At 42.7% G+C, this 12,572-nt stretch carries 12 protein-coding genes; 11 read left to right on the forward strand and 1 reads right to left on the reverse strand.

The window, feature by feature from the left end; translation table 11 throughout:
- Positions 1-34: 34 nt before the first annotated feature.
- From LXF01_RS00600 to LXF01_RS00640, 9 genes are all read left to right on the forward strand, one after another.
- Positions 35-865 (forward strand): SDR family NAD(P)-dependent oxidoreductase, encoded by an 831-nt coding sequence (locus LXF01_RS00600; RefSeq protein ID WP_180010800.1) that lies wholly within the window; start codon positions 35-37, stop codon positions 863-865.
- 880 nt (positions 866-1,745) lie between these two features.
- The gene (locus LXF01_RS00605) at positions 1,746-3,227 is read left to right on the forward strand and encodes an OprO/OprP family phosphate-selective porin (protein ID WP_233944844.1); all 1,482 of its coding nucleotides are present in this window, start codon (positions 1,746-1,748) and stop codon (positions 3,225-3,227) included.
- Between the two features lie 33 nt (positions 3,228-3,260).
- The gene (locus tag LXF01_RS00610; protein ID WP_180049473.1) at positions 3,261-4,316 is read left to right on the forward strand and encodes an ABC transporter substrate-binding protein; all 1,056 of its coding nucleotides are present in this window, start codon (positions 3,261-3,263) and stop codon (positions 4,314-4,316) included.
- Positions 4,317-4,325: 9 nt separating this feature from the next.
- The gene (locus tag LXF01_RS00615) at positions 4,326-5,579 is read left to right on the forward strand and encodes an MFS transporter (protein ID WP_233944845.1); all 1,254 of its coding nucleotides are present in this window, start codon (positions 4,326-4,328) and stop codon (positions 5,577-5,579) included.
- A complete protein-coding gene (locus tag LXF01_RS00620; protein ID WP_233944847.1) occupies positions 5,576-6,424 on the forward strand; it encodes an ABC transporter permease in 849 nt (282 codons plus the stop codon). The genes LXF01_RS00615 and LXF01_RS00620 overlap by 4 nt, the downstream gene beginning before the upstream one ends.
- A complete protein-coding gene (locus LXF01_RS00625) occupies positions 6,421-7,215 on the forward strand; it encodes an ABC transporter permease (RefSeq protein ID WP_233944849.1) in 795 nt (264 codons plus the stop codon). The genes LXF01_RS00620 and LXF01_RS00625 overlap by 4 nt, the downstream gene beginning before the upstream one ends.
- A gap of 12 nt (positions 7,216-7,227) precedes the next feature.
- On the forward strand, positions 7,228-8,283 hold the full coding sequence (locus LXF01_RS00630; protein WP_233944850.1) for an ABC transporter substrate-binding protein: 1,056 nt from the start codon (positions 7,228-7,230) through the stop codon (positions 8,281-8,283).
- Between the two features lie 2 nt (positions 8,284-8,285).
- Positions 8,286-9,119: an ABC transporter ATP-binding protein gene (locus tag LXF01_RS00635; protein ID WP_233944852.1), complete on the forward strand. Its 834-nt coding sequence runs from the start codon at positions 8,286-8,288 to the stop codon at positions 9,117-9,119.
- 20 nt (positions 9,120-9,139) lie between these two features.
- Positions 9,140-9,970 (forward strand): ABC transporter permease, encoded by an 831-nt coding sequence (locus LXF01_RS00640; protein ID WP_233944854.1) that lies wholly within the window; start codon positions 9,140-9,142, stop codon positions 9,968-9,970.
- Between the two features lie 171 nt (positions 9,971-10,141).
- On the opposite strand, the gene LXF01_RS00645 is transcribed toward LXF01_RS00640, so the two are convergent.
- Entirely contained in the window at positions 10,142-11,236 is a 1,095-nt protein-coding gene (locus LXF01_RS00645) for a sigma-54 interaction domain-containing protein (protein WP_233944855.1), read from the reverse strand.
- Between the two features lie 230 nt (positions 11,237-11,466).
- On the opposite strand from LXF01_RS00645, the gene LXF01_RS00650 reads away from it, so the two are divergent.
- The gene (locus LXF01_RS00650) at positions 11,467-11,682 is read left to right on the forward strand and encodes a TOBE domain-containing protein (RefSeq protein ID WP_067765474.1); all 216 of its coding nucleotides are present in this window, start codon (positions 11,467-11,469) and stop codon (positions 11,680-11,682) included.
- A gap of 45 nt (positions 11,683-11,727) precedes the next feature.
- Positions 11,728-12,552: an ABC transporter ATP-binding protein gene (locus LXF01_RS00655; RefSeq protein ID WP_233944856.1), complete on the forward strand. Its 825-nt coding sequence runs from the start codon at positions 11,728-11,730 to the stop codon at positions 12,550-12,552.
- The last annotated feature ends 20 nt before the right edge of the window (positions 12,553-12,572 follow it).

Genomic DNA, 12,572 nt, shown 5'->3' on the forward strand with positions numbered 1-12,572 from the left:
GCCAAGCGGCAGCATAAAGGAATAAGGAATCACAATGAAAAACTTCAAAAATAAAGTGGCTGCCATTACAGGTGCAGGTTCAGGTATTGGTCAGCAATTGGCTGTGCTTTTGGCTAAACAAGGCTGCCATCTGTCTTTAAGCGATGTGAATGAACAGGGTCTAGCGGCAACCGTTGAATTGGTTAAAGCCAGCAATGTACGTGTAACGACGCAAAAACTCGATGTGTCAGACCTTGCAGCAATGAAAGCATGGGCAGCACAGACCGTTAAAGATCATGGTTCGGTGAATATGATTTTTAACAATGCGGGTGTGGCATTGGGCACGACCGTTGAAGGCGCAAGCTATGAAGAGCTGGAGTGGATTGTCAATATTAACTTCTGGGGTGTGGTTTATGGCACCAAAGAATTTTTACCGTATATCAAGCAAAGTGGTGAAGGTCATATCATCAATATTTCCAGCTTGTTTGGTCTAACTGCACAGCCAACACAGTCGGCATATAATGCCACTAAATTTGCAGTACGTGGCTTTACCGAATCTTTACGCCAAGAATTGGATATTGAAAACTGTGGCGTGAGTGCGCTATGTGTACATCCGGGCGGGATTCGTACCAATATTGCCAATGCCGCAAAAATGAATGACAGCTTGAAAAGTTTAGGCATGAACCCACAAAAATCGGCACAGTCGTTTAATAAATTCTTGCGTTGTCCACCTGAAGAAGCGGCTCGTCAAATCATTGCAGCAGTACAAAAAGATAAGCGCCGTTTATTGATTGGTAATGATGCAAAAGCGATTGATTTAATTCAACGTTTGCTACCGACGGGTTATCAAAAATTAACTGCCATGGCGACTAAATTTGGTCAATAAGCGGTAATTAAAATCAATTGAAAAGAGCCCACGTCAGTGGGTTTTTTTATGCTCTAGTAATATCAGAAGCGCAATTTGATCCAAATAAAAGAACGATACGCGGTAGTGTCATCCGCAATTGTTTGAGACAAGACGACTTTTAATCAAAAATGTTTTTGCGATCCTTTGAATCATTTGATGGTATTGAACGAGTTTTGTCGGTGAGGTGTATTGCACCGCAAGATGGTTTCCTTGCGAAGCACGCTTCTCATTTTGTCGAATGAGAAACAACGTTTCGTAAGAGTACCTCCAGCCGAAGGCTAATCCCGTTATTCAATCCCTAGATGTAAGACTCCATCGAATAGATTTAAAAATCATTTTAAAAATCCGAAATTACTTTTACAGGCGTAACATCAGTTATTAAAAGCTCAAAGCGTATTTCTTATTTCATAAAATGAGATATAAAAATGGAAATAACTGATGATTTGAAATAAGCAACTGTTGAATAACCAACAGTTTTTTGGCGTTAAAACCAACAGAATTTATCAGATTTAAATAATAAAACTTTAAAAAATAATTACTTAAAATGTTGGCACAGTTGTTGCCATATTAGAGTGAACAAAACTCACCACTGTATGGAACATTTATGAGTACTTTTACGCATCGATATCTTTCTGCTTTTCATGTCCTACAACAGGCATGTTGTTGTGCTATGACACTCGCGATGATGCGCGCTTAAATTCTAAAAGCTGTCTTCGAGTTTCGGTCGTGCATAAGTTGAATAAAACCTACGACCACTCAGATTAATTTTTAAAAAACCCACGCAGTACATTCACTTCATGCACCTTGCATGGGGTTGGGGGATTTTGCGCTTTGGGAAAAATGTTAGTGAAACGAAATCATGAAAAAAACCACATTAACCGTTGCGGTCGGACTGATTTTATCTGCAACCAGTCAGCTGAGTTTTGCATCGGATGAAGCACTTCAGCAAGAACTGAGCAGCTTAAAACAACAAATTGAGAGTTTGCAAAAACGCTTAAATGCCGTGGAATCTGGTGCGACGAAAAGCCAAGTCGTCGAAACCGCCGCTGTGACGACAGACGATACGACCAACGCCGCTGATGTTGAAGGTGAAACGCAGGTTGCAGAAGTAACCACAGCAACATCCGAAGATATCGACGGCTTACGTGCAGATATTGAAAACTATAAGTACGATCAGTCACGTCAATATGAACGTCAAACCACCAAATCGACCCGTGACACAACCCTGTATGGCACGGTTCAACTACGTGCCAGTGCGCTCGATGAAACGGGTGTGTTGGGTGCAACCAAATCGACATTTGATATTGGGACTGCGCTAATTGGTGTGCGCGGGAATTTATTCCGGGATTATAACGAAGGCAAAAACCTCGATTATCAATTGTCCTTTGGTTATGGCAAACGCAATGATGGCACCAATAACAGTAACTTTAACTTACTGGATGCCTTTGTTCGCTATAACGCTTTTGCCACCAATGCGGGCCCCGAAACTGCCAAACTCAACTTTACGCTCGGTCAGCAGTTATTGCCCTTTGGTCTAGATGTGCAGTCTCCTGAAGATTTGCGTCCGACCATTAGTACCGCTGCAGCTTCGACCTTTTTAGGACTGTTTAACCGTCAAAATGGATTTATCGTCCGTGGTGATGCCAAACCTTTTGTCGACTTTGCATCGAACTACCGTGCGCCGCTGTTTGAGTATGCCTTAGGGGTAACCAATGGGAATGCCAGTAATAAGGCGGATGACAACAACGGCAAAGATTATATCGGTCGTGTGGCTTTTACCTTGCCAGTGGACTACGCCAGCATTTTCCGTGAGTTAAAGTTTGGGGCCTCTTATATCAAAGGCGAATCGAAAATTTCAGCCGGCGGAATCAGTGATGATGCTGCAAAACGTGATCGTTTGGGTTTCGATATTTATTATAACCACGCTCCATTTGGTGTGACCTATGAATATCTGCAAGGCAAGACCGATTATGTCGACACTGTAGCCCAAGACATCAAAGAAGCCAAAGCGGAAGGGCATACTTTTACCGCTTTCTACACCTTGGGCGATCAGTTCTACAACAGTATTAAATCCAATGCCAAATTTGATGATTTCTGGCCGAAGTCAGTCCAAGGCTATTACCGTTTTGACCGCTATAACCCGAATAAAAACAACGCAAGCTATCTCGACACCGCGAGCGGTCGTATTGGTGAATATGACATTCACTCTTTGGGCTTAAATCTGTTTTTTGCGCAAACCACAAAATTCCAATTACAGCTGAATCACTACCTGTTTGATGTCGAAACGGCAAATCAAAAAGACACCAATGAGCTACAAGCTCAGGTTCAGTACACCTTTTAATTCAAAAATTTAAACCATTAAGGAACATTTAAAATGAAAATTATCTCTAAAAAAATCGCAGCCACATTCTTGGCACTTTCAGCACTTGGTTTAAGCGTTCAATTGCATGCTGCCAATCCCAAAGAAATTCGCATTTCAGTATCAGCTGCGGGTGAGGGGGGTAAACCCAAAGTGGGCGGTAGTTTTGTAGCTACAGCACATTTACGAGGTGTGCTCGAACAAGAATTTAAAAAAGATGGCATTAAGGTGAATTGGCTCTTTTTCCCAGGAGCAGGCCCTGCAACCAATGAAGCTTTAGCTAATGGCAAAGTGGACTTTGCATTGCATGGCGATTTGCCCTCATTGGTTGGACGTTCAACGGGATTAAAAACCAAAGTCTTGTTTTCAACAGGGCGTTTTGGTCCTACCTATGTGGTGGTGCCTGCCGGATCAAATGCTAAATCCTTTGCAGATCTAAAAGGCAAAAAATTCTCCGTCTTTAAAGGCACCAATGGTCAGATCGTCTTTAACCGTGTATTAGCGAAATACAATTTAACTGAGCGTGATTTACGAGTGATTTCGCAAGATGCATATTCGGCACGTACGGCCTTAGCGACAGGTGATATTGATGCCACGATTACTTCACCATTTAGTTTGCAAGCGCGTGGAGTGGCGAAAACTTTAGTTGAAATTAAAGATCCCAAAGTTGCACCGATTGCGCACTTTTGGGTGACAGAAAGTTTTGAAAAACAATATCCAGAGGTGGTGCAACGTGTCGTGACGACACTGATTAAACAAGCGCAGTGGAGTTCTCAAGAAGCCAACCGTAGTGCGCAATATAAACTTTGGGCACAAAGTGGCATTCCGTTGGTGGATTATCAAAAAACATGGGATGGTTGGAATTTAAAAGACCGCACTACACCGCTACTAGACGAGTTCCATCGTTCACAAATTGATAGTGCTTTAAAAATTGCCAAAGACGCTCGCTTAATCCGTCGTGATGTAGATACCAAAACATGGTATGAGCCGAAGTATCTAAATAATGCCTTGAAAGAGCTGAAGTTAGAGGGTTACTGGCGCCAATTTAATGCTCAAGGTCAACCGAAGTAAGTCGCAGCCATGAGTCGTCCGATTGAAAGCAATGTAATTGCCAGTCCATTAACCACTAAATTTATGAGCAGTTTTGTGCTGCTCACGATTTTGGCTGGACTGGGTGTAGGTGTCGCACGAGTTTTAATTTCCTTGTATGCCGTGCATTTAGAAGCCACCGAATTGCAATTGGGGTTAATTTCAGCAGCGCAAAATTTTGGCATTTTGATCATGGCATTGCCGATTGGCGTGTTGGTACAGCGCGTTGGGTCTTTGAAAATATTCTGCATCGGCAGTGTGTTGGGCGCTGTGATCTATAGCTTAACGCCACTCAAAGCCGGTGCATGGTATCTCTTTGCGGTGACAGCCTTGGTGAGTTTTGTCTTACCCATGCGTTTTGTTTCGATCAATACCGTTTTTTTGAGCAACTTAAAGCGTTTAGGTCCAGCCCGTGCGGGTTGGTTTCGCGGTTCGCACATGATGGGATATTTCCTGATTGCACCTGCATTGAGCGTGTTGTTGATCGAGCATTTCGGCTATGGCGGAAGTTTTTATGTGGTGTCTTTGCTTTTTTTAGGCACCTTGCTGTTGGCTCCGTGGTGCTTTCAACGTAGTACTCCGCAAGCGACGAATCGCCCGCATTTTCAATGGCGGGATATTGTGGCGCCTTTGGCACTCATCAAAACCCATGCCTCATTACGGATTGTTTGCATATTGGAATTTTTGAGCAGCGTGGCAAATAACTACTTTGGCTTTTTCATTGTGGTGATTGCTATCCAAAGTTTTGCACTTTCAGAGCCAATGGCGGTGATGCTGCTGACCGTACAAGGCATTGTGTTTGTGGGATCGCTATTTAGCATGGGCGGTTTGGCTGAGCTGATGGGTTATCAAAAGTTTTATTTGATTGGCCTAAGCCTGATGGCAACGGCATTACTGATTTTAGCCTTAACCAAAATCACGCTGTTGATGTGGCCTGCTTCGGTCATGTTTGGACTTGGACTCGGTATGTTGCATATCGCCAATTTTATGTCTTTCGCCCGAGTGGGTGAGCAAACCGCGATGGCTAAGATTTCTCCAATTTTAGCCCTCGTCGGACCTTCGGGTGGACTGTTGGGTGGCTTGATAGGCGCCGTATTTGGCGCACAGGTTGGACTACAAAATTTATTTTTACCAATCGGGCTGGTGTTTATTGGTCTGATTATTCTGATCAGCAAAGATTATGAATTTATTCAATTTTTAAAACCTGATGTCTCAGAACAGAGCGTAAAAGGACAAGAATTATGAGCCTTACGGATGTATCTGCACATTCGGTTCCCTTGCAAAGTGACCGAAGTGCGTTGGATTTTTTTAAGACCTATTTAAAACTAACTTTGCAAGTGGCGTGTGGACTCCTGATGCCAGTTTTGTTGTTCGGTCTATGGTATGTGGCAACACTTAAACAGTGGTTGCCTGAGCAGATTTTACCTGCACCGAGTCTGGTGTGGCAAAGCACAGTCGAATTATGGCAAAGCGGTGAATTGAGTTTTCATTTTGCCATCAGTGCCAAACGTATTTTATGGAGTGTCTTGCTTGGTGCCAGTGTCGGGATTTTGCTTGGTACTGTGTTGGGATTGGCCAAACTTAGTCGGGACTTTATTTTTCCGACGGTGAATCTTGTTGCGCAATTTCCCATAGTTGGCTGGATTCCATTATTGATGATTTTCTTAGGCATCGATGAGGCTTTGAAGATTGCCGCTATTTCATTGGCTGTGTTACCACCGCTGTTGATTGCAACCTATAAGGGCATTACACATGTGCCGAATAGTTTGATGGAAGTGGCAGAGGTTTACCAATACAGCAATTGGCAGAAGCTCAAAGAGGTGATTTTCCCAGCAGCACTATCTAGTGTGATCAGTGGTTTACGTCAAGGCATTATGCAGGCGTGGTTGGCATTGGTTTTTGTCGAGTTATTAGCAAGTAGTGAAGGAATTGGTTATCTCATGGTGTGGGGACGTCAGCTAATGCAGATGGACTTGATCTTCATGGCGATCATTCTGATTGGTATTACGGGCTATGTCTTAGATACCTTGCTGGCTTGGTTAGAAAAAACTGCGCGCTTTCACGCAACCCGAGTAGGAGGGAACTCATGAGCATTCTTTCATTACACGGGGCAGCGCGCCAAGTCTTAGTTAAAGCAGCAAAAGCACTCGTTCTACCTGTGACATTTATCGCACTGTGGGCTTTGGCTTCACAGCAAAACTGGGTCGATCCAAAGTTGATTCCTAGTCCATGGCTCGTGCTGCAAAAAGCAGTAACCGTGCTCCAACAACCGAGCTTTTTGACAGGCTTTGGCGAAAGTTTGGCACGTAATTTTATTGGCTATGGCATAGGTGCGATAGCGGGTGTGTTATTTGGCATCTTAATCGCGAGTTCACGCCTTTCGAATTGGTTATTTGCACCGAGCTTTCATGTATTGCGTCAAATTTCGCTGTTTGCATGGTTGCCACTAATTTCGACCTTTTTAGGTGAGGGACATGGCGCCAAAGTGCTGTTTATTACCTTATCGGTGTTTTATCCCGTGGCGCTACACACCTTTGAAGGTGTGAGCAGTATTTCGCATAAATATCGTGAAGTGGCCGAAGTCTACCAATTTCCCAAGACATACGCGTTTCGTAAATTGATATTACCCGGTGCTTCGGCGCAGATTTTTGTCGGTTTACAACTTGGGCTGATTTTCGCATGGCTTGCCACCATCGGCTCTGAATTTTTATTGGCGAACTATGGCAATGGTCTGGGCAATATCGTGATTCAAGGGCGTCAGGCTTTTGATGTCGAACTGATTATTTTTGGCATGTTGCTGATAGGAATTGTGGGCGTGTTGCTCAATACGGTACTGACATGGGTTGAGCGTAAAGTTTTAGCTTGGCAGCAGGTTGGATAGGAGAACATAACAATGAAAAAAATGACAATCCATAACATTCCTCAACTCTGGCGCAATATGTTCCTTGCAGCATTGGTCGGTGGCACAGCCTTGGTTGGTTGCAGCACGCAGCGAGTGGATGAACCTCAGCAAGTGGCTTTAAAAGAACTACGCTATCAAAGCTATCCGGGACTGGTGTCATTACCTGAATTGGCACAAGACTTGGGCTATTTAGGCGACGTTAAACTCAGTTATGTCGGCACGGTACAAGGTGGGCCACAAGATTTACTCACTTTGGTGGCCGGTGATGTTGATTTTGCTGGCGCCTTTAATGGTGCTGTGGTGAAAGTCATCGCTGCGGGTCTAGATGTCGTTCCCGTAGTGGCTTCTTATGGCAGTGATGCTGAACAAAACGTGGGTTTTTATGTGCTAGAAAATAGTCCTATTCGTAGCCCACGAGACTTTATTGGCAAGAAAGTCGCAGTGAATGCCTACGGGGCGCATTATGATTTTGTGGTGAAAGATTATTTGGCTCGCCATGGATTAACCGATGATGAAATCCGTCAAGTTGAGCTGATTATGTTGCCACCGGTGAGCTCAGAACAAGCCTTAAGGAATGGGCAAATTGATATTGCAGTGTTCTCTGGCATTTTGGAAAAACGGGCCTTAAAAAATGGTGGTGTACGCAGCATCTTTAAAGATACTGATTTATACGGCCCCTTTACCGCAGGTAGTTTTTCGATGCGAGGAGAGTTTATTCAAGAACATCCCGAGTTGGCTCGTACTTTTGTCAGTGGCGTAGCTAAAGCACAGGAATGGTTACACAACACGCCGAAAGAGCAAATCATTGCTCGTATGGAAAGTATTATCGAAAAACGTCAACGCAATGAAAATACAGCACTGATTCCATATTACACAGGCACAGGTGTCCACGAAGTGGGTGGTGTGCAAAAAGATCAGGATTTTGCCCCATGGGTGAGTGCCTTAGAAAAAGAACACAAATTAAAACCAAATCAAATTGAGGTCAGTCGCATCTATAGCAATGAATTTAATCCCTATGCGCAAGACCAAAAATCAAAAGGAATATAACAATGACCAGTGCATTACATTTAGATCACGTGCGTAAGGTATTTCCTGCGCAAAACCATGTCGGCAGTAAAAACTATAAGCCTGAATTTGTTGCTGTAGAAAATGTCACTTTGGATATTCAGCCGAGTGAATTTGTTTCAATCGTGGGGCCAAGTGGCTGCGGAAAATCTACATTATTAGACTTAATTGCGGGTTTAACCAAACCGTCGGCAGGGCAGATTTTACTGAGTGGCAAGCAGATTACTCAACCGGGTTTAGACCGTGGCATTGTGTTTCAGCAATATGCGCTCTATCCATGGTTAACCGCACTGGAAAATATCGAATTTGGTCTAGAAGCCAAAGGCGTAGCAAAAAAAGAACGCCGTGAAAAAGCCGAATACTATTTGCAGCTTGTGGGTCTCAGTGGCTTTGAAAAGCATTATCCGAATGAGCTTTCCGGCGGGATGAAACAGCGGGTTGCGATTGCCCGAAGTTTGGCTTATGAACCAGAAATTTTATTAATGGATGAGCCCTTTGCTGCCCTAGATGCGCAAACCCGAGAAACCTTACAAGCCGAGCTGATCAATATCTGGAAAAGCTCGAAAAAAACCATTGTTTTTATTACTCACAGTATTGATGAAGCAATTTATCTGAGTCAGCGAGTGGCGATTATGACCTCAAGACCGGGGCGAATTAAGGAAGTGATTGAAATTCCGCAAAGCCTGCGCAGCTCCAGTGAAGATGTCCGTTCATTGCCTGAATATGGCCGAATTCGCCATAAAATTTGGTCATTGCTCAGTGAAGAAGTGATAAAAGCGCAAGCCCTCGAAAAACATAAACAGCTTGCACATAACTAAAATATTCAGAGGATTTATTTATGTCATCGACTAAACAAGCCATCAGTTATACGCAATCGTATAACGACATTAAACCCAGACTACAATTCACTTGGTTAAACACGGTATTTAAACGCACCATTGCCATTGTGGCTTTTTTCTTGCTGTGGGAGATTCTGCCGCGGAGTGGTGTGGTCAATCCGGCTTTTTTACCGCCGTTATCTGTGGTATTGGAAACTACATGGCAGCTATATCAAAGCGGTCAATTAGGCATCCATTTCTTGGCCAGTATAAAGCGTTCCATTATTGGTTTCATTTTGGCCCTAGCGATCGCAATTCCTTTAGGTCTCATCATTGGTTGGTACAAGCTCGTGGCTGAAACCTTAAATCCATTGTTAGAATTGTTTCGAAATACCACAGCATTGGCGTTAATGCCGCTGTTTATCTTATTTTTAGGCATTGGTGAAACCTCAAAAATCAGTCTGTTGGTCTACGCGTGCACATGGCCGATTTTATTGAACACTATTACAGGCGTACAAACGGTCGATCCTTTACTGATTAAATCGGCACGAACCATGGGCCTAAAACCCTATCAATTGTTCCGAAAAGTGATTCTGCCTGCGTCGGTTCCGACGATTTTTGTCGGTATCCGTCTAGCAGGGGCAATTTCTATTTTGGCCTTAGTTGCAGTAGAAATGTTTGGTGCCAAAGCAGGTCTGGGATATCTGATTATTTATTCGCAATTTAGCTTTGAAATTCCACAAATGTTTGTAGGCATATTAGTCATTACCCTCGTAGGCTTATCCTTTAACTATTTCTTGATTGGACTAGAAAAATACTTTACAGCGTGGAAACGAAACCACGTGGAATAATCTAGACAAAATGGAAAAATAAATAAAAACCTCGGGATATACCGAGGTTTTTTATTACTGATTTTTTATACTTAAAATAATGCAATGAATAAAGAATAATGTAGATGAATATTTATGTATCAGTTATTGGGATTATTATTTTAATGTGGAATAAATAAAAATATGACTTATTTATAATAAGCCATATTTAATTAGGCGAGTGCGAATCACGTTCCTTGTCACTCCAAGCAAACGAGCCGTATGCACTTGATTGTATTGACAGTGCTGATACGCACTTCGGATAAATTTTTCTTCAATCAGCTCATTAATATTGTCATGCTTAAGTTGATTTGCGGCTTGAAAAATTTGTAAAAAGGTCTGCTCAAGTAACTGTCCAGCATCTTGAATATCTTTGATGTTGGCTACAGCAGAGGTGGAATTTTGTAAGTTAAAAGGTTCTGCACGCGAAAACGACGATGCACTTTGAATACTCGAAAAACTAATATCTTCTGGTTCAATCACACCTTTTTCACTGACTAAAATCGCATGTTGAATGGTATTTTCTAATTCGCGAATATTTCCCGGCCAGCTATGTAAATGGAGTTTCTTGAGCGCCAATGGGCTGAGGCGTAATGGTGTGTCATGTGGGTTGGTTTGATAGACCTGAATGAAGTGTTTAACCAAAGGCAAAATGTCACCACGACGCTCTGAGAGACGTGGAATGCGTAGCAACGCCACATGTAAGCGGTAGAATAAATCTTCCCTGAAACGCCCGTCCTGTACTGCATGCTCTAAATCGACATTGGTTGCGGCTATGATTCGTACATTAATTGGAATGGATTTGAGTGAGCCGACTCGAACGATCTCTCTTTCTTGTAAAACACGGAGTAATTTGACTTGCATAGGCAAGGACAGGTCACCAATTTCATCTAAAAATAAGGTGCCATTATGGGCTGCTTCAAACCAACCGACACGGCTATTAATTGCCCCTGTAAAGGCTCCTTTTTCATGTCCAAATAATTCGCTTTCGACTAACGATTCGGTAAAGGCACCACAGTTCACTGCGATAAATGGACCTTTGGCACGATGGCTTAATTGGTGGATTTGGCGTGCAACTAACTCTTTTCCTGTGCCTGTATCACCAATGATGAGTGCATTGGCCTCACTTGGTGCAATTTGTTCAATTCGAGACAACAACGCTTGCGATAACGGGTCTGCAAAGACCGTCGCTGTTGCCCGTTTATGTTTCAGTGCAGAGGGCACTGCAGGGTGGGTCAAAATAGACATATCGTTTCTTATAGTTGTTGAAAATGCAGATCATGATGAAAGATTTAAAAATAAAAGATAAATAATAATTCGATATTTAAATATCAGTTTCACCGATAAATTCATGCGTGGATTATTTATCTGATTTTAAGATAAATAAAATCGGGATAACTAAAGGATAAATCAAGATATAGCAAGTGATTGAACTGTTTTATAGTAAAGCTCTCTAAATAACAAAAGGCATAATTAAAATGGCGATTACTTCAGTAAATGTGCGAAACCAATTCAAAGGCGTGATTAATGAAATCGTAGAAGGTCCTGTGGTTTCAGAAATTGATGTGGAAACCAAAGCGGGCTTTTTTACGTCCGTGATCACGACACGTTCGGTGAAGGATTTAGACTTAAAAGTAGGTTCAGAGGTGGTGGTGTTAATTAAATCGACGGAAGTGTCACTGGCTAAACTCTAAGGTTTAGTCCAGCAAAGTTTGTCAGCACAAATAGAGAATAATGATATGAGCGTAGAACAAGCTGGTTCGGTTTCTATTCAGCAGCTAACGAAACATTATCCCACACAAAAGCAAGAAGACTTAACCGTACTTAAGGACATTAACCTGAATATTCAGCCGGGTGAGTTCATTAGTATTGTGGGAAGTAGTGGCTGCGGAAAATCCACATTATTACGGTTATTGGTTGGTCTAGAGCGTCAGTTTCAGGGCCAGATTTTGGTTGATGGTCATCCTATACAGGGCACGAGTTTGGAACGCGGCATCGTGTTTCAAGATCATCGCCTGTTTCCATGGTTGACGGTACGGGAAAATGTACGGATTGCATTGCATAAAAGCCAGTTTAGCCGTGCAGAAGAAGATGTATTGATTGATGAACATTTAGAGTTGGTCAAATTAACCCAATTTAAAGATGCTTATCCTTCGCAGTTGTCTGGTGGGATGAATCAACGTGTGGCGATTGCCCGTAGTTTGGTGAATCGACCACAGATTTTATTACTCGATGAACCCTTTGGCGCACTCGATGCATTGACGCGGCAAAATTTACAGGATGAATTACAGCGAATCTGGCAAAATGAAAAAATCACCATGATTATTGTCACCCATGATGTCGAAGAAGCGGTATTTTTGGGTGATCGGGTGGTGGTCATGCAGCCACATCCGGGACGAATTAAACGTATTGTAGATATTCATTTAGCCCATCCGCGTAAACGCGAAGATGTCCGTCTGACCAATATTAAAAATGACATTTTGACTGACTTTAGTGATCCAGTAAAAGATCAGTTGCTTGAACCTTTATCTCACCGATTTGCCGATTATAAATTTGCATGGTAAGTCTGAATTGACCATCACCT

Source organism: Acinetobacter sp. SH20PTE14 (assembly GCF_021391555.1).
Classification (GTDB): domain Bacteria; phylum Pseudomonadota; class Gammaproteobacteria; order Pseudomonadales; family Moraxellaceae; genus Acinetobacter; species Acinetobacter amyesii.

Coding starts and splice junctions, on each gene's coding strand:
- LXF01_RS00600 (WP_180010800.1), top strand. CDS start 35: ATGAAAAACTTCAAAAATAAAGTGGCTGCCATTACAGGTGCAGGTTCA.
- LXF01_RS00605 (WP_233944844.1), top strand. CDS start 1,746: ATGAAAAAAACCACATTAACCGTTGCGGTCGGACTGATTTTATCTGCA.
- LXF01_RS00610 (WP_180049473.1), top strand. CDS start 3,261: ATGAAAATTATCTCTAAAAAAATCGCAGCCACATTCTTGGCACTTTCA.
- LXF01_RS00615 (WP_233944845.1), top strand. CDS start 4,326: ATGAGTCGTCCGATTGAAAGCAATGTAATTGCCAGTCCATTAACCACT.
- LXF01_RS00620 (WP_233944847.1), top strand. CDS start 5,576: ATGAGCCTTACGGATGTATCTGCACATTCGGTTCCCTTGCAAAGTGAC.
- LXF01_RS00625 (WP_233944849.1), top strand. CDS start 6,421: ATGAGCATTCTTTCATTACACGGGGCAGCGCGCCAAGTCTTAGTTAAA.
- LXF01_RS00630 (WP_233944850.1), top strand. CDS start 7,228: ATGAAAAAAATGACAATCCATAACATTCCTCAACTCTGGCGCAATATG.
- LXF01_RS00635 (WP_233944852.1), top strand. CDS start 8,286: ATGACCAGTGCATTACATTTAGATCACGTGCGTAAGGTATTTCCTGCG.
- LXF01_RS00640 (WP_233944854.1), top strand. CDS start 9,140: ATGTCATCGACTAAACAAGCCATCAGTTATACGCAATCGTATAACGAC.
- LXF01_RS00645 (WP_233944855.1), bottom strand. CDS start 11,236: ATGTCTATTTTGACCCACCCTGCAGTGCCCTCTGCACTGAAACATAAA.
- LXF01_RS00650 (WP_067765474.1), top strand. CDS start 11,467: ATGGCGATTACTTCAGTAAATGTGCGAAACCAATTCAAAGGCGTGATT.
- LXF01_RS00655 (WP_233944856.1), top strand. CDS start 11,728: ATGAGCGTAGAACAAGCTGGTTCGGTTTCTATTCAGCAGCTAACGAAA.